Source organism: Roseateles sp. P5_B10 (genome assembly GCF_056400485.1).
In genome coordinates, this window is record NZ_JBFULE010000050.1 from 1 (window position 1) to 17872 (window position 17872).

At 65.8% G+C, this 17872-nt stretch carries 14 protein-coding genes; all 14 read left to right on the forward strand.

The window, feature by feature from the left end:
- The first annotated feature begins 80 nt into the window (after positions 1 to 80).
- The gene (locus AC1DU6_RS05945) at positions 81 to 1592 is read left to right on the forward strand and encodes an MFS transporter (RefSeq protein ID WP_477856303.1); all 1512 of its coding nucleotides are present in this window, start codon (positions 81 to 83) and stop codon (positions 1590 to 1592) included.
- Positions 1593 to 1649: 57 nt separating this feature from the next.
- A complete protein-coding gene (locus AC1DU6_RS05950) occupies positions 1650 to 2906 on the forward strand; it encodes a TIGR03862 family flavoprotein (protein WP_477856304.1) in 1257 nt (418 codons plus the stop codon).
- A gap of 115 nt (positions 2907 to 3021) precedes the next feature.
- The gene (locus AC1DU6_RS05955) at positions 3022 to 4026 is read left to right on the forward strand and encodes a PEP-CTERM sorting domain-containing protein (protein ID WP_457323925.1); all 1005 of its coding nucleotides are present in this window, start codon (positions 3022 to 3024) and stop codon (positions 4024 to 4026) included.
- Between the two features lie 147 nt (positions 4027 to 4173).
- Entirely contained in the window at positions 4174 to 6504 is a 2331-nt protein-coding gene (locus tag AC1DU6_RS05960; protein ID WP_477856305.1) for a Tex family protein, read from the forward strand.
- 160 nt (positions 6505 to 6664) lie between these two features.
- On the forward strand, positions 6665 to 8923 hold the full coding sequence (locus tag AC1DU6_RS05965; RefSeq protein WP_477856306.1) for a TonB-dependent receptor plug domain-containing protein: 2259 nt from the start codon (positions 6665 to 6667) through the stop codon (positions 8921 to 8923).
- A 19-nt stretch (positions 8924 to 8942) separates the two neighbouring features.
- Positions 8943 to 10031, forward strand: coding sequence for a patatin-like phospholipase family protein (locus AC1DU6_RS05970; protein ID WP_457354692.1), 1089 nt, complete (start codon positions 8943 to 8945; stop codon positions 10029 to 10031).
- 179 nt (positions 10032 to 10210) lie between these two features.
- A complete protein-coding gene (gene thrS, locus AC1DU6_RS05975; protein WP_477856307.1) occupies positions 10211 to 12118 on the forward strand; it encodes a threonine--tRNA ligase in 1908 nt (635 codons plus the stop codon).
- A gap of 66 nt (positions 12119 to 12184) precedes the next feature.
- Positions 12185 to 12730, forward strand: a complete 546-nt coding sequence (infC, locus tag AC1DU6_RS05980) for a translation initiation factor IF-3 (protein WP_082532663.1) — start codon at positions 12185 to 12187, stop codon at positions 12728 to 12730.
- Between the two features lie 119 nt (positions 12731 to 12849).
- Positions 12850 to 13053 (forward strand): 50S ribosomal protein L35, encoded by a 204-nt coding sequence (rpmI, locus tag AC1DU6_RS05985; RefSeq protein WP_056197410.1) that lies wholly within the window; start codon positions 12850 to 12852, stop codon positions 13051 to 13053.
- A gap of 26 nt (positions 13054 to 13079) precedes the next feature.
- A complete protein-coding gene (gene rplT, locus AC1DU6_RS05990; protein ID WP_025564000.1) occupies positions 13080 to 13436 on the forward strand; it encodes a 50S ribosomal protein L20 in 357 nt (118 codons plus the stop codon).
- An 86-nt stretch (positions 13437 to 13522) separates the two neighbouring features.
- A complete protein-coding gene (gene pheS / locus AC1DU6_RS05995) occupies positions 13523 to 14566 on the forward strand; it encodes a phenylalanine--tRNA ligase subunit alpha (RefSeq protein ID WP_477856308.1) in 1044 nt (347 codons plus the stop codon).
- A gap of 12 nt (positions 14567 to 14578) precedes the next feature.
- Positions 14579 to 17008 carry a phenylalanine--tRNA ligase subunit beta gene (gene pheT, locus AC1DU6_RS06000; protein WP_477856309.1) on the forward strand — a complete coding sequence of 810 codons (2430 nt, stop codon included), beginning with the start codon at positions 14579 to 14581 and terminating at the stop codon, positions 17006 to 17008.
- A gap of 20 nt (positions 17009 to 17028) precedes the next feature.
- A complete protein-coding gene (locus tag AC1DU6_RS06005; RefSeq protein WP_056197414.1) occupies positions 17029 to 17400 on the forward strand; it encodes an integration host factor subunit alpha in 372 nt (123 codons plus the stop codon).
- A 46-nt stretch (positions 17401 to 17446) separates the two neighbouring features.
- A partial coding sequence (locus AC1DU6_RS06010; RefSeq protein WP_477856310.1) for a MerR family transcriptional regulator occupies positions 17447 to 17872 on the forward strand: 426 nt, incomplete at its 3' end.

Sequence of the window (17872 nt, forward strand, 5' to 3'; positions counted from 1 at the left end):
GTAAATGGGATACTTGCTTCACGGAACGGCAGGCCACAAAAAATGAAACTGTCTTCCAGTTAAATGAGAGACAGCAAGTCATGAGCAAAACGATCTCGATGAGGCACACGCTGAGCTACGGCGGCGCCAACCTGCTGGGCAGCGGTGCCCTGGCCATTGCGGCCGCATGGCTGCTCTATTTCTACACGACCTTCTGCGGTCTGACGGTCGTCGAGGCGGCCACGATCTTCTCCCTGGCCAGCATCCTGGATGCCATCAGCAACCCCGTGATGGGGTATATCAGCGACAACTTCTACAACACGCGATTGGGCCGAAAGTTCGGGCGCCGGCGTTTTTTCATCTTGACGGGCATACCCCTGGTGCTGCTCTATCCACTGATGTGGATCGAGGGTTTCGGGTTCTGGTACTACCTGAGCATGTATGCCCTCTTCGAGCTGGTCTATACCTCGATCATGGTGCCGTATGAAACCCTGGCGACCGAGATGACCACGGATTTTTCGGCCCGCTCCAAACTCACCGGCGCCAAGGCCATGTTCGGCAAGGCGGCCAACTTCCTGGCCGCCTTCATCCCGGCCCAGCTCTTCCTGGTCTACAGCAAGGAATCGGCCACGCCCTTCCTGCTGACCGGCATCATCTACGCCCTCATCATGTGCGGCGCCATGACTGCCCTCTACCTCTCCTCTTGGGAGCGGCCCGTGCATGAAGTGGTGCAGGAGCGTGCCGGCAGCCTGGGCCAGGCGCTCAAGAAACTCGGCATGGACATGCTGTCCACCTTCCATCTGAAGATCTTCCGCAAACACCTCGGCATGTATCTGCTGGGGTTTGGGGCGGAATGGTTGTTTGCTTCGATATTTACCTATTTCATCGTCTTCTGCATGGGGCAGGACAAGGCCGTTGTCGGCTACCTGAACAGCTTCAGCTCGGTGATGCAGCTGATATCCACCATGCTATTCATCGGCCTGTGCATCAAGTTCGGTTTTGCGCGACCCTACCGTATTGCCCTGCTCATCGTTTGCGGCAGCGTGCTGGCCTATACCGCGCTGTTCTACCTGGGTTGGAGCAAGCAGACCACGGCCATCGCCCTCTTCGCCGTCACGGCCGTGTTCGGCCTGGGCACCGGCGGGGTCTACTACATCCCCTGGACGGTCTACACCTTCCTGGCCGACGTCGATGAGGTGCTGACCGGGCGGCGGCGCGAAGGCATCTATGCCGGCGCCATGACCTTCGCAGGCAAGATCACGCGCTCGGCTGTCGTCTTTGTCATGGGCTGGATCCTCGGCCAGTTCGGCTTCCTTTCCGGCCAGGCCACACAGCCGGAGAGCGCGATCAACGCCATCGTCGGCATCTTCACGCTGGGCGTCATCGGCTTGGCGCTGGGCGGCATCTACTACACCACCCAGATGAAGCTCGACCGCAAGAACCACGCCGTCTTGCTGGAAGAAATCGCCCGCATCAAGGCCGGCGGCCGCATCGCCGACGCCCCTGCGCAGGCGCGCGCCGTGGCCGAGGAACTGACAGGCTGGAAGTACGAGCAGTGCTGGGGCAACAACGCCCTGGCGCCGGCGGGGGCGAAACCGCCGGTACGGGCCTGAGAGGCGGAAAGCACAGCCCAAACACAGCGCCGCGAGTACGGGTTCCTAGAATCCGGCATGCATCCCAAAGATCTCACGGCCGATATCGCCATCATCGGCGGCGGCCCTGYCGGGCTGATGGCGGCCGAAGTGCTGGCCGCCGCCGGCCTGGCGGTCACCGTCTTCGACGCCAAGCCCAGCGTGGGCCGCAAATTCCTGCTTGCCGGCAAGGGCGGCCTCAACCTGACCCATTCCGAGCCCTTCGAGCCTTTTGTCGGCCGCTTCGGTGAGCGCGCCGCGCAGATCGAGCCGCTGTTGCGCGCCTTTGACGGCGACGCGCTGCGCGACTGGGCCTCGGGACTGGGCGTCGAGACCTTCGTCGGCACCTCGGGCCGCGTGTTTCCGAAAGACCTGAAGGCTGCGCCGCTGCTGCGCGCCTGGCTGCACCGCCTGCGCGCGGCCGGCGTGAAGTTCGCGATGCGGCACCGCTGGACGGGCTGGACTGACGATGGCGCGCTGCGCTTGGACACGCCCGACGGTGAACGCCTGGTGACACCACGCGCCACGCTGCTCGCGCTGGGTGGCGCTTCCTGGCCCCAACTCGGCTCGGACGGCGACTGGGTCGAGCGGCTCGCTGCGCGGGGCGTGGACATCGCGCCGCTGCATCCCGCCAATTGCGGCTTCGACGTGGGGCYCACCGCGGCCCACGCCGACGGCCCCGGCTGGAGCGAACGCTTTGCCACCGAGTTCGCCGGCCAACCGATCAAGCCGGTCGCACTCGAGACCGAAGGCTTCGCGAATCGCGCCGGCGAGTTCGTCTTCACGGCCACAGGCATCGAGGGCTCGTTGGTGTATGCAGCGAGCAGCACATTGCGCGAGCAGATCGCGCGTGACGGCGTCGCCACGCTGCACCTGGACCTGCTGCCCCAGTTGGCGCCCGAGCGCGTGCTCGCCGAGGTCAGGCACCCGCGCGGCAGCCGGTCCCTGTCCTCGCACCTGAAGAGCCGCCTGCACCTGAACCCACTCAAGCTCGGCCTGCTGCACGAGTTGCTGACGCGTGAGCAGATGCTGGACGCCACTACGCTGGCTGCCGCGCTGAAGCATCTGCCGCTGACGCTGCACGCGCCCCGCCCCGTGGCCGAAGCCATCAGCACGGCCGGCGGCGTGCGCTTCGAGGCGCTGACCGGTGGCCTGATGCTGACCGCCCTGCCCGGCGTTTTCGTCGCCGGCGAGATGCTGGATTGGGAGGCGCCCACCGGCGGCTATCTGCTGACGGCCAGCATGGCAAGCGGGCGCGCGGCAGCAGCCGGGCTTGCGGCTTGGCTGACGTCCTGACAGTCACAGCTGGTTGCAATCCGACCGGCAGGCATCCCTAGCCCTTGGGTGCCACGGGGACGGAGTGAGCCGAAGCGACTCCTAGACTCCGCCGTCCCTGCTAACGCCACATCTCATGACGTCCCTGCGCCTCGCCATCCTGGCCCTGAGCCTGACCGCCGCGTTCGCCCACCTCCCGGCATCGGCCGACGCGACCTTGCCGCCCATTTCCCTGGGCATGCCCAATGCGTCCAACCTGTACGGGCTGGAACTGAACCAGTGGTTTGTTGCCACCAACGAGGCCACGGCCGGCACGATCATCGACGGCACGCTCAGCCAGGACGGCGCCTGGTTGAACTTTCCGTCCGCTGCCCAGCTGAGCCGCAGCGCGACTGACTCGCAAGCCGTCCATGACAAGCTGGCCTCGGCCTTCGCCCGCGTCGGACCGACCAGCCTCGGTGCGTCGGCCTCCGCGCTGGCTCCGTTGAATCCGACCGCCATCAGCAGCGTTGCAGTCGGCCATTCCTTCGTGGGCTACTGGGCCATGCTGGACCAGGACACGACCGTTCAGTTTGACCTGAAGCTCGATGGCCATCTGGCGACGACGGGTGACCGCGCCCTGGGCGCCGACCGCTCGGGCGCTGCCGTCACCGCGTTCGTCGTCGGCTCGCAAGCCAACTTCACGGCCGAAAGCCAGTACGCCTTGTTAAAGACCGCGGGGCTCGATGCCTTCGAAGTCGGGGGCGATCCCCTGCTGCAGCAACTCATCGCTGCCCACCCCAGCACGCAGACCCATCTCGACGTGTTCGGTGCGCAAAGCGGCACCATGGGCCGCTCGCTGGACGTCGACACCACCCTCCACGTGAGCGCCAATGGCACGCGGATCGACTGCCAGACCCCCATCTCGCCCGCCTGCGGCCGCTACTTCTACATGGTAGGCGCCTTCCTGTTCACGGGTGCGCAGAACGGCGCCGCGGCCGACTTCTCGCACACGCTCGACGTCACGAGCATCCGCATCGGCAACGACGCGGCACAGCCCTTCACTGCCGTCTCAGCCGTGCCCGAGCCGGCATCGGCTGCGATGCTTGTGGCCGGCCTCATCGGCCTGGGTCTTGCCACGCGCCGCCGCCTGCGCTGCTGACACTCAGGGCCCGCCGGTCCGCGGCAGCGGGCGGCGCCCTGCGCGACGGAAAACCTGGAGAAGTCGCGCGACGGGTTTCAGGTATCCCGTTGCAGGAAACCCGTGTGGGAAAATCGCAGGCTTTTCGCCCGATTTCCAGAGCCCGTTTTGGACAACAAGCTGATCGTTTCCCAGATTGCCGCCGAACTGAAGGTTCGGCCCGCCCAGGTGCAGGCTGCCGTCGAGCTGCTGGATGGCGGGGCCACCGTGCCCTTTATCGCCCGCTACCGCAAGGAGGCCACCGACGGTCTCGACGACATCCAGTTGCGTGAGCTCGACGCCCGCCTGGCGTACTTGCGTGAACTGGCCGAGCGCCGCGAGGCGGTGCTCAAGTCCATCGCCGAGCAGGGCAAGCTGACGCCGGAGCTCGAAGCCGCCATCCGCACGGTACCGACCAAGCAGGAGCTGGAAGACCTCTACCTGCCTTACAAGGTCAAGCGTCGCACCAAGGGCCTGATCGCCCGTGAGGCGGGGCTGGAGCCGTTGGCGGACAAGCTCTTCGCAGACCCATCACTGACGCCGCTCGATGAAGCCGCGAGCTTCATCAACGCCGAGGCCGGTTTTGCCGATGCCCACGCGGTGCTGGATGGCGTGCGCGACCTGCTTGCCGAGCGCTGGGCCGAGGATGCCGTGCTGGTGGGAAAGTTGCGCGGGTGGCTGTGGGACGTCGGTCTCTTCCAGTCCAAGCTGATGGACGGCAAGAGCCCGGACACGCCGGACAACGCCAAGTTCCGCGACTACTTCGACTACGCCGAAACCATCAAGACGGTGCCGTCGCACCGCGCGCTCGCCGTCTTTCGCGGGCGCACGCTAGAACTGTTGGATGCCAAGCTGGTGCTGGACGAAGAAGTCGTCGCCGGCCAGCCCACCCTCGCTGAAGGCCGCATCGCGAGCCACCTCGGCTGGCGCCATGCCAACCGCCCCGGTGACACGCTGATCCGCAAGACCGTGGGCTGGACCTGGAAGGTCAAGCTGTCGCTGAGCCTGGAGCGCGACCTGTTCGCCCGACTGCGCGAGGCGGCGGAAGCGACCGCCATCAAGGTCTTCGCCGAGAACCTGCGCGACCTGCTGCTGGCCGCACCCGCCGGCAAGCGCGTCGTCATGGGGCTGGACCCGGGCATCCGCACCGGCGTGAAGGTGGCGGTCGTCTCCGACACCGGCCGCGTGCTGGACACCTCCACCGTCTACCCGCATGAGCCCCGCCGCGACTGGGATGGCAGCCTGCACACGCTGGCCAAGCTTTGCGCCACGCACGGCGTCAACCTGATCGCCATCGGCAATGGCACGGCCAGCCGCGAGACCGACAAGCTGGCCGGCGAGCTGATCAAGAAGCTACAGGCGCTGGACGCCTCGGTGCAGATCGAGCGCGTCGTCGTCAGCGAGGCGGGCGCTTCGGTCTACTCGGCGTCGGAGTTCGCTTCCAAGGAGCTGCCCGACCTGGACGTGAGCCTGCGCGGCGCCRTATCCATCGCGCGCCGCCTGCAGGACCCGCTGGCCGAACTGGTCAAGATCGACCCCAAGAGCATCGGCGTCGGTCAGTACCAGCACGACGTGAACCAGAGCGAGATGGCGCGCACGCTGGACGCCGTCGTCGAGGACTGCGTGAACAAGGTCGGTGTGGACCTGAACACCGCCTCGCAGGCCCTGCTGGCCCGCGTGTCGGGCCTGTCGGCGTCGGTCGCCAGCAGCATCGTGCGCTGGCGCGACGCGAATGGCGCCTTCAAAAGCCGCCAGCAATTGCTGGACGTCAGCGGCCTCGGCCCCAAGACCTTCGAGCAGGCGGCAGGCTTTTTGCGCATCCGTGGCGGCGACAACCCATTGGACTTCAGCGGCGTCCACCCCGAGACCTATCCGCTGGTCGAGAAGGCGCTCAGCATCCTCAAGCGCCCGGCCGCTGACGTCGTCGGCCGCAGCGAGGTGCTGCGTACGCTCAAGCCCGAACTGCTGGCCGACGAGAAGTTCGGCCTCATCACCGTCAAGGACGTGCTGGCCGAGCTGGAAAAGCCCGGCCGCGACCCGCGCCCCGACTTCAAGGTGGCCCGCTTCAATGACGGCGTCGAAGACGTGAAGGACCTGCAGCCCGGCATGCTGCTCGAAGGTACGGTCAGCAACGTCGCGCAGTTCGGCGCCTTCGTCGACCTGGGCGTGCACCAGGACGGCCTGATCCATGTCAGCCAGCTGTCCAACAAGTTCGTCAGCGATGCGCGCGAGGTGGTCAAGACCGGCGACATCGTCAAGGTCAAGGTGCTGGAAGTGGACCTGGCGCGCCAACGCATTTCCCTGACGATGAAGCTGGACACCCAGGCACCGCGAGGCCCGAAGCCGGACAACAACTTCCGCCCCGCGGCGCGCAACGAACGTGGCCCGCGCCAGTCTCAGGACTCCCAGGCCCCTGCCGGCGGTGCGATGGCCGCGGCCTTTGCCAAGCTCAAGCGCTGACCTTCGTCATTGCCACAGCGAGCTGCCATGATCGCGGCCCGCACCGCGGGGCGTCGATTGGTGCCCCTGAACCCGCAACTGGTCGCAGCACCGCCGCGCCATGACAGCGCTGCCGCTATGGTGCGCGCCGCGCGCTGAATCGCATCTCTCGGAGTCCGTCTTGAAAACCCCCGCCCTCGCCTTGCTGCTTCTGCTCAGCCCAGCCCTGGTCCTGGCCCAGCAGGAGGTCGACCGCGCCTCGAACAACTCACCCACGCCCAGCAACAACCAACTCGAACGCGTCTCGGTGACGCGCCAGCAGACCGACACCGACCTGCGCCGCCGCGAGCCCGTGGCCAAGCAGCTCTATGGCCGCGACGAGCTGGACAAATACGGCGACACCCAGCTCAGCGATGTGCTCAAGCGCCTGCCGGGCATCAACGTCTCCGGCGGCCAGCTGCGCATGCGCGGCCTGGGCGGCGCCTACACGCAGATCCTCGTCAACGGCGAGCCGGCGCCCCCGGGCTTCAGCCTGGACAACCTGAACCCCGCCCAGGTCGAGCGGCTGGAGGTCAGCAAGGCCCCGACGGCCGACCAGAGCGCCCAGGCCATTGCCGGCACGCTCAACATCATCCTGAAGGACGCCCCGCGCGTCGTGCAGAAGGACCTGCGGCTGGGAATGGCCTATGCGTCGGAAAAGCCCGTCATCAACGCCGGCTTCACCTATGGCGACCGCGTCATCGGCGGCCTGGGTTTCGTGCTGCCGATCAATGTCCAACAGTGGAATTTCGTCAACGAGAACGAGGGCGACCGCGTGCGTGACCGCGGCCTCACCGGCCTGCGCAACAGCGGGCGCGACCGCTCGTTCGGCCAGGGCTTCAACATGGCGCCGCGCCTGAACTGGAAGCTCGGCGACGACGAGACGCTGAGCGTGCAGGGCTTCTTCATCCAGAACCGCTTCCGCAGCGAAGGCGCCAACACCACCGAGGTGTTGTTCGCAGACCCGGCCACGCCGAGCAAGAGCGTGCTGCCGCCCAGCCTGCTCGACACCACCCGCAACCGTGGCACCTTCTCGGCCCAGCGGGTCAATCTGCAATACAACAACCGCTTCGGCGAGGACCGCCGCATCGAGTTGCGCGCTGGTGCGGGCAGTGGCGGCGCGGACTTCAACTCCGGCTTCTTCGGCCGCAACAAGGACGGCACGCCGGCGATCGACCGCCTCACCACCGGCGAAAACCGCAATCGCAACACGACGCTGTCGGGCAAATACAGCCAGTACGCTGGCGATGCCCACACCGTGACCACCGGCGCCGAACTGGAACGTCGCACGCGTGACGAAAGCCGTCGCACCCAGCAGTTCGACTACCGCAAGGCCAACCCCAAATGGGAGGACCTGCTGACCGGCGTCGAAGGCCAGCCCTTCGACGCGACGATCACGCGCTCGGCCCTGTATGTGCAGGACGAGTGGGAGATCAACCCGCAATGGTCGGCCTATGCCGGCGTTCGCCACGAGCAGATCAAGATGGCCAGCGAGGGCGCAAGCAGCCAGTTCGCCAGCACCAGCAAGGTCACCACGCCATTGCTGCACCTGAACTTCAAGCCCGACCCCAAGGGCCGCGACCTGGTGCGCGCCAGCCTCACGCGCAGCTACAAGGCTGCCGACGTCCAGCAGCTCATCGCCCGGCCGACCGTCAACACCGATTACGAGGTGCGCGGTCCCAATGCCCACATCAACACCGAGCTTGGTCCCGACCGCATCGGCAACCCGCAGCTCAAGCCTGAACTGGCCACGGGGCTGGACGTGGCCTACGAGAAGTACCTTCCGGCCGGGGGGCTGATCTCCGTTGGCGTTTTCCATCGCCGCATCACCAACCTGATCCGCACCGACCGCCCGCGGTTGATGACCGTCGACTATGCCGACACGCAGCGCTACGTCATCACCCAGATCAATCTCAGCAAGGCCACGACCCAGGGCTTGGAGCTGGAGGTCAAGGGCCGCGCCGGCGAACTCTTCCCGAGCCTCTTCGAGCCCAGCACCAACCTCAATCTGCGTGCGTCGCTGAACCTGTACCGGTCCACGGTCGCCGACATCCCCGGCCCCGACAACCGTTTGGAAGGCCAGCAGCCATGGCAATTCAACTTCGGTGCGGACTATCGGTTCAAGAGTCTGCCCATCAACATGGGATTCAGCGCACAGATCGCACCAGAGTTCGACGTACGCCAAAGCGTGCTGCAGAGCCAGACTTCGCTGGCCTCGCGCTCGCTGGACGCCTTTGCGGCGATGCAAGTCAGCAAGCAGGACAGCGTGCGCGTCAGCGTCAACGGCCTGTTCCAGCCCCAACAGGGCACGCGGGTCGTCATCATCGGCACGCCCGACTACAACCTGAACCGTCGCGATCCGGTGCCATGGTGGGCAGTGAACTGGGAACACAAGTTCTGATCCGGGCTATCTTCAGCGCATGAGCTCGGGCGCCCTGCAGGTCTTTGCCGGCCCGGCCGCGAAAGCGCGGCTGGCCGAGCGCGGCCTGCGCGCCGAGGATATTGGTTTGATTCCCGCTGCCGCCGGCGGTCCCAAGGGGCTGATCCTCAACGGGTTGGACCGTTTCGTCTTCGGTGAATGGCTGCCGCAAAGCCAGCATCCGGTGCATCTCGTCGGCGCCAGCATCGGTGCCTGGCGCATGGCCACGGCTGCGCTGGCGCACCGCGACGTGCCGGATGCGTTCAACACCATGGCCGAGGCCTATGTGACACAGGAGTACGACGTGTTGCCCGGCGAGAAGCGCCCGCGGCCCGAGGGTGTCAGCAAGCGCTTCGGCGAGATCCTGGGCGATATCTTCGAGGGCCGCGAGGCCGAAGTGCTGGCCCACCCGCGGCTGCGCCTGCACGTGGTCACGTCGCGAGGCCGCGCTGGCTTGCTGGCGCGAGAAGGCAAGCTGCGCACGCCTCTGGGCTACCTCGGCGCGTTCGCGGCGAACGCCATGTCACGCCCGCTGCTGGGCCGCTTCCTGGAGCGCGTCGTCTTCTCCGACCCGCGCGACCGCCTGCCGCTGAAGCTCAACGACTTCACCAGCCGCGAGGTGCATCTGTCGCGCGCCAACCTGCGCGGCGCGTTGCTGGCGAGTTGCTCCATCCCTTTCTGGCTGCAGGCCCAGCACGACTTGCCCGGCGCGCCGCGCGGCGCCTACTGGGACGGAGGCATCACCGACTACCACCTGCACCTGGACTACCGCGCACTGCAGTCGTCCACCGCGCCGCTGGTGCTTTACCCGCATTTCCAGCGCCAGGTGGTGCCCGGCTGGCTGGACAAGGCGTTGAAACACCGCCACCGCTCGACGGACTTCCTCGACAACGTCGTGCTGCTGTGCCCGTCGCCCGATTTCATCGCCAGGCTGCCCGGCGCCAAGCTGCCCGACCGCAATGACTTCATGGCGCTGGACGCCGCCGAGCGCCGCCGCCGCTGGCGCGTCGCCGTGACGGAAAGCCAGCGCCTGGCCGATGAATTCGCTGCGTTGGCCCAGCGCGACTCCATTTCCGCCCTGCCGCTTTAGAATCTCGCCTTCCTCCCCTCACAAGAGCGAGAAAGGCACCCTGGTTATGACACCRCGAACTACGTTCCCGTTTACCGGTAGTTAGTCGGCCGCGGCTCGTCACGTCTTCTCGCCTTCGGGCACAAACAAAGCGCGGCAAGTGGCCGCGCTTTTTTGTTTGTCGCCTCTTCGGAGCACCCATGATTTCGATTCAACTCCCCGACGGCTCGCGCCGTGAATACCCCGCCGCGCTGTCGGTCGGCGACGTCGCCGCCAGCATCGGCGCCGGCCTGGCCAAGGCCGCCCTCGGCGGCAAGGTCGACGGCAAGGTCGTCGACCTCAGCCACGTCATCGACCACGACGTGCAGCTCGCCATCGTCACCGAGAAGGATGCCGATGGCCTGGAGCTGATCCGCCACTCGACGGCCCACCTGCTGGCCTACGCGGTCAAGTCGCTCTACCCCGACGCCCAGGTCACCATCGGCCCGGTCATCGAGAACGGCTTCTATTACGACTTTGCCTACAAGCGCCCGTTCACGCCCGACGATCTGGCCGCCATCGAGGCCAAGATGACCGAGCTGGCCAGGAAGGACGAGAAGGTCTCGCGCCGCGTGCTGCCGCRCGACGAGGCGGTGGCGCACTTCAAGGCCATGGGCGAGGCCTACAAGGCCGAGATCATCGAAAGCATCCCGGCCGACCAGGACGTATCGCTGTACGCCGAGGGCGCGTTTGAAGATCTGTGCCGCGGTCCCCACGTGCCCAGCACGGGCAAGCTCAAGCACTTCAAGCTGATGAAGGTGGCCGGCGCCTACTRGCGTGGCGATCATCGCAACGAGATGCTGCAACGCATCTACGGCACGGCCTGGGCGACCAAGGACGACCTCCAGAAGTACCTGGTGATGCTGGAGGAAGCTGAGAAGCGCGACCACCGCCGCCTCGGCAGGGAGCTGGACCTCTTCCACATCGACGAGCACGCCCCCGGCGTCGTCTTCTGGCATCCCAAGGGCTGGACGGTCTGGCAGGAGGTGGAGCAGTACATGCGCCGCGTCTACCGCGACAACGGCTACCAGGAGGTCAAAGGCCCGCAGCTGCTCGACAAGACGCTGTGGGAGGCCACGGGCCACTGGGACAAGTACCGCGACAACATGTTCACGACGGAGTCGGAGAAGCGCGATTACGCGCTCAAGCCGATGAACTGCCCGGGCCACATCCTGATCTTCAAGCACGGCGTCAAGAGCTACCGCGACCTGCCGCTGCGCTTCGGCGAGTTCGGCCAGTGCCATCGCAACGAGCCCACCGGCGGCCTGCACGGCATCATGCGCGTGCGCGGCTTCACGCAGGACGATGGCCACATCTTCTGCACGGAAGACCAGATCCTGGCCGAGTGCGTGGCCTACACGGCCCTGCTGCAGAAGGTCTACACGGACTTCGGCTTCACGGACATCATCTACAAAGTCGCGACGCGCCCTGACGCCCGCATCGGCTCCGACGAGGTCTGGGACAAGGCCGAGCACGCGCTGATGGAATCGCTGCGTGCCTCGGGCGTGGACTTCATCATCTCCCCCGGAGACGGCGCCTTCTACGGCCCCAAGATCGAGTACACGCTGAAGGACGCCCTCGGCCGCCAATGGCAGTGCGGCACGATGCAGGTCGATTTCTCGATGCCGGGGCGCCTGGGCGCCGAGTTCGTCGACGAGGACGGCCAGCACAAGACACCCGTCATGCTGCACCGCGCAATCGTCGGCAGCCTGGAGCGTTTCATCGGCATCCTGATCGAGCAGCATGCCGGCGCGCTGCCCGTCTGGCTGGCTCCGACGCAGGTCGTGGTGGCCAATATCACCGACGCGCAGGCCGATTACGTGTCTGAAATTGTGAAATCGCTGCAAAAACAAGGGCTTAGGGCCTCAGCAGATTTGCGCAACGAGAAGATCACCTATAAAATCCGCCAGCATTCCATGCAAAAGCTGCCGTACATCCTCGTCGTAGGCGACAAGGAAAAGGCGAATGGCAGCGTTGCGGTACGCGCCCGTGGCAACCAGGACCTCGGCGTGATGCCCCTGCAGGACTTCCTCTCTCGGATCTCCGCAGACATCACCACCAAGGTCTGAAGCCTTTCGGGCGCGATTTGTTTTGTTTGGGCCTCTCGCCTGGGGGCCCGTTGAAAGGTCTACACCATCGCTACGTTTGCTGACCGTCGTGCGATTCCGGAGCGCAAGCACCGGTTGAACCGCGAAATCATGGCTCCCGAAGTCCGTCTGAACGGCCCCGAGAACGAACCCATCGGCGTCGTCAGCATCCAGGAAGCCCTGCGTATGGCGGGCGACATGGATGTGGATCTGGTCGAGATCTCTGCCACCGCGAATCCGCCGGTCTGCCGGCTGATGGACTACGGCAAGTTCAAGTACCAGGAGCAAAAGCGCGCTGCCGAAGCCAAGTCCAAGCAGAAGATCATCGAGATCAAGGAAGTCAAGTTCCGCCCGGGCACGGACGAAGGCGACTACCAGATCAAGATGCGCAATCTGCGCCGCTTCATCGCCGAAGACGGTGACAAGGGCAAGGTCACGCTGCGCTACCGGGGCCGTGAAATCACCCACCAGGACATCGGTATGCGCCTGCTGGAGCGGATTCGCGACGAACTGGCCGACGTGGCGATCGTTGAGAACATGCCGAAGCTCGAAGGTCGGCAGATGATCATGGTCCTGGCGCCCAAAAAGCGCTAAAGACCGAAGAGTTCAACCCGCCGGTTTGGTCGCCGACGGGTTCATTAGTCTCCTGAGGCCAACAAGTGCGCCGGGCTCACCGGCGCCGCCCCAGGGACGCACTTAGAAGGAGCATCAACATGCCCAAAATGAAGACCAAGAGCAGCGCGAAAAAGCGTTTTCGCGTTCGTCCGGGTGGCACCGTCAAGCGCGGTCAGGCGTTCAAGCGCCACATCCTGACCAAGAAGACCACGAAGAACAAGCGTCAGCTCCGCGGCGCCGTCACCGTGCACGAAACCAACATGGGTCACATCGCTCAGATGCTGCCCTTTGCTGGCCTGTAATTCATCACTGACTCAAGGAGAAACACATGCCTCGCGTCAAACGTGGTGTAACCGCTCGTGCCCGTCACAAGAAGGTCTTGGCTCTGGCCAAGGGCTTCCGGGGTCGTCGTAAGAACGTCTTCCGCATCGCCAAGCAGGCGGTGATGAAGGCGGGCCAATACGCCTACCGTGACCGTCGTACCAAGAAGCGCGTCTTCCGCCAGCTCTGGATCGCCCGTATCAACGCTGCATCGCGTGGTCTGGGTCTGTCCTACAGCAAGTTCGTGGCGGGTCTGAAGAAGGCCCAGATCGAGATCGACCGCAAGGTCCTCGCCGATCTGGCCGTGAACGACCCGGCTGGTTTTGCCAGCATCTTCGCCAAGGTGAAGGCCGCGCTCGCCTGATTGCGATTCGCCCTGGCTCGCGTCGGGGCACGCAAACTTTCAGGGCCGGCCCACCAGGGTCGGCCCTTTTTCATTCCGAATTCCGAATGTCTGATCTCGACGCTCTTCTTGAAGCGGCACGCAGCGACTTTGCCGCCGCGCCCACGCCCGCCGAACTCGAAAACGCCAAGGCGCGCTTCCTCGGCAAGTCCGGCCGCGTGACCGAACTGATGAAGGGCCTGGGTGCCCTCAGCATCGAGGAAAAGAAGACCCGTGGCGCCKAGATCAACCAGCTCAAGGTCGGCATCGAAGCCGCCCTGACCGCCCGCCGCGATGCCCTCGCCGCCGCCGAGCTCGAGAAGCAACTCAAGGCCGAGGCCCTGGACGTCACCCTGCCCGGCCGCCAGCGCGGCACCGGCGGCCTGCACCCGATCACGCGCGCGATGGAGCGCATCGAGGCCATCTTCGCCTCCATGGGCTTCGACGTCGCCGACGGCCCGGAGATCGAGACCGACTGGTACAGCTTCTCGGCGCTGAACAACCCCGAGAACCACCCGGCCCGCTCCATGCAGGACACGTTCTACGTCGACATGAAGGACGAGAACGGCGCCTGGCTGAACCTGCGTCCGCACACCAGCCCGATGCAGATCCGCTACGCCCAGGCCCACGCCAAGCGCTACGCGGGCCAGGACACCATGCCCGAAATCCGCGTCATCGCGCCGGGCCGCACTTACCGCGTCGATAGCGATGCGACCCACTCGCCGATGTTCCAYCAGGTCGAAGGCCTATGGGTGGGCGAGAACATTTCGTTCAAGGACCTGAAGGCGGTCTATCTCAACTTCATCACCGCCTTCTTCGAGACCGACCAGCTGCAGCTGCGCTTTCGCCCCAGCTACTTCCCTTTCACCGAGCCCAGCGCCGAGATCGACATCATGTTCGAGAGCGGCCCGCTGAAGGGCCGCTGGCTGGAGGTGTCGGGCTCCGGCCAGGTGCACCCGCAGGTGATCCGCAACATGGGCCTGGACCCCGAGCGCTATATCGGCTTCGCCTTCGGCTCCGGCATCGACCGCCTGGCCATGCTGCGCTATGGCGTCAACGACCTGCGCGCCTTCTTCGACGGCGACCTCCGCTTCCTCTCGCAGTTCAAGTAATTCAGAAGAGCTATGCAATTCCCCGAGTCCTGGCTGCGCGAGTTCTGCAATCCGCCGCTGTCCACTGAAAAACTGGCCGAACTGCTGACCATGTCCGGCATGGAGGTCGAAGAGCTGCGCCCGGTGGCGCCGCCCTTTCACGGCATCGTCGTCGCCGAAATCCTCGAAGCCGAGCAGCATCCCAACGCCGACAAGCTGCGCGTCTGCAAGGTCAATGCTGGTGGGCCTGAGCCGCTGCAGATCGTCTGCGGCGCGCCCAATGCCCGCGTGGGCATCAAGGTGCCGCTGGCCACCGTGGGCGCCGAGCTGCCTTCTGACGCCGCGACCAAGCCCTTCAAGATCGGCGTCGGCAAGCTGCGCGGCGTCGAGAGCTTCGGCATGCTGTGCTCGGCCCGCGAGCTCAAGCTCAGCGAAGACCACGGCGGCCTGCTGGAACTGCCCGCCGATGCCGTCATCGGCGAGGACATCCGCAAGCACCTCAACCTCGACGACACGCTGTTCACGCTGAAGCTCACGCCCAACCTGGGGCATGGCCTGAGCGTCTTCGGCGTCGCCCGCGAAGTGGCCGCGCTGACGGGCGCGCCGCTGCTCAAGGCCGAGTTCCCGCCGGTCAAGCCTGGCATCGACGACAAGCTGCCCATCCGGATCGAGGCGACCGATCTGTGCGGCCGCTTCTCCGGCCGCATCGTCAAGGGCATCGACACCAAGGCCAAGACGCCCGCCTGGATGGTCCAGCGCCTGGAGCGCTGCGGCCAACGCTCGGTGACTGCCCTCGTCGACATCTCCAATTACGTGATGTTCGAGTACGGCCGCCCGTCGCACATCTTCGACCTCGACAAGATCAGCGGTGAGCTGGTCGTGCGCTGGGGCAAGGCCGGCGAGCAGCTCAAGCTGCTGAATGGCAACACCATCACCGTGGATGAGAAGGTCGGCGTCATCTCGGATGCACGCGAGGTCGAGTCCCTCGCCGGCATCATGGGCGGCGACCACACCGCCGTGTCCGACGACACGCGCAACGTCTACGTCGAGGCCGCCTTCTGGTGGCCCGAGGCCGTCATGGGCCGCGGCCGTCGCTACAACTTCTCGACCGACGCCGGCCACCGCTTCGAGCGAGGTGTCGATGCGTCGCAGACCGTCGAGCACCTCGAGCGCATCACGCAGCTCATCATCGACATCTGCGGCACGCCGGACACGCGCGTCGGCCCGATGGACGACCAGTCGCCCAATGTGCCGGTGCGCAAGCCCGTGGCCCTGCGCGTCGCCCGGGCCGCCAAGGTCATCGGCATGCCGCTGACACAGGCGCAGTGCGAAGGCGTGTTCACGCGCCTGGGCCTGCCGTTCACGGCTGCTGACGGCGTCATCACCGTCACGCCGCCGAGCTGGCGCTTCGACATCCTGATTGAGGAAGACCTCATCGAGGAAGTCATCCGTGTACTGGGCTACCCGACGCTGCCGTCCACCGCGCCGCTCGCGCCCATCGTCGGTCGCACCGGTTCGGAATCGCGCCAGGCCACTCATGCGCTGCGCCGCGCCGTTGCCGCACGCGACTACTTCGAGACCATCAACTTCAGCTTTGTCGAAGAACGCTGGGAGCGCGAGCTGGCCGGTGTCACCGACCCCATCAAGCTGCTGAATCCCATCGCCGCGCCGCTGTCGGTGATGCGCACCAGCCTGATTGGCAGCCTCGTGCAGGTGCTGCGCCACAACCAGGCCCGCCGCGCGACGCGTGTGCGCGTGTTCGAACTGGGCCGCGTGTTCAAGCGCGACGCTGCAGTGGCCAACGGCCCGCTGTCGGTAGCCGGCATCGAGCAGCCGCTGCGCCTGGGCGGGCTGGCCTGGGGGCCGGCCGACCAGCAGCAGTGGAGCCAGCGCGACCGCGCCGTCGATTTCTTCGACGTCAAGGGCGACCTCGAAGCCCTGTTCGCACCGCAGGCGCTGAGCTTCGAAGCCGCCGAGCACCCTGCCCTGCACCCCGGCCGCAGCGCAAGCGTCAAGCTGAACGGCGTCGCCATCGGCATCGTCGGCGAACTGCACCCGCGTTGGCGCCAGGCCTATGAGATCAGCGGCAGCGCCCCCGTCGTCTTTGAGCTCAATCTCGACGCCGCGCTGACTCGCACGCTGCCGCAAGGCCAGCCGCTGCCGCGCCAGCAGGCCGTGCAGCGCGACCTGGCCCTGGTCGTCAAGGACAGCACGCCCCACGACGCACTGATGGCCACCATCACGGCCGCTGGCGGCGCGCTGCTGCGTTCAGCCAAGCTCTTCGACGTCTTCAAACCCGCTGCTGGCGCCAGCATGGATCTGCAACCCGACGAGCGCTCCCTGGCCGTGCGCCTGGAACTGCTCGACGACGAAGCCACATTGACCGATGAGCGCATCGATGCAGCCGTGGCCGCCATCGTGGCCGCTGTCGGCGACCAGCTCGGCGGCCGCCTGCGCGGCTGACCCCAGGAACAGGAACACGAATGGACGCGAACGACGCCAAGAAATCCGAATCCGCTGCGGTCGTCATCGGCAGCCTGGAAACGCCCACCCTGACCAAGGCCGAGCTGGCCGAGCTGCTGTTCGACAAGCTCGGGCTGAACAAGCGCGAGTCCAAGGACATGGTCGAGGCCTTCTTCGACATGCTGCACGACAGCCTCGTCAAGGGTCAGGACGTGAAGCTCTCTGGCTTCGGCAACTTCAACATCCGCCGCAAGGCGCCACGCCCGGGGCGCAACCCGCGCACTGGCGAGTCCATCCCGATCAAGGCCCGCAACGTCGTGACTTTTCACGCCTCCCACAAGCTCAAGGGGTTGGTGCAAGGCGATACGCCCAGCGGCGAAGACTTCGAGTAGAGTCTGACGCCTTGCCTCAGCTTTCGCTCCGAAGCCCTTGATTTCAATGGACAAAGCGCTGCCTTCCATTCCCGCCAAACGCTACTTCACCATTGGTGAGGTCAGCGAGCTGTGCGGTGTGAAGCCGTATGTCCTGCGCTATTGGGAGCAGGAGTTCACCCAGCTCAAGCCCATGAAGCGGCGCGGCAACCGGCGCTATTACCAGCACCACGAGGTGCTGCTGATCCGCCGCATCCGCGACCTGCTCTACGACCAGGGCTTCACCATCAGCGGAGCGCGCAACCAGCTCAGCGAAGGCCTGCCATCGGCGGCCGCGGCGCAGAACTTCCGAGATGAAGCCGAGGCCGCACAGGCGCTCGAAGCCATGGATGGGGAACTCGACGGTGACGACGACGCCAACGCGCCGGTCGAACTGGCGCATCTGCCCGCCGTCCGGTTGGCATCGCATGCACATGCCCAGCCGCTGAAGGCC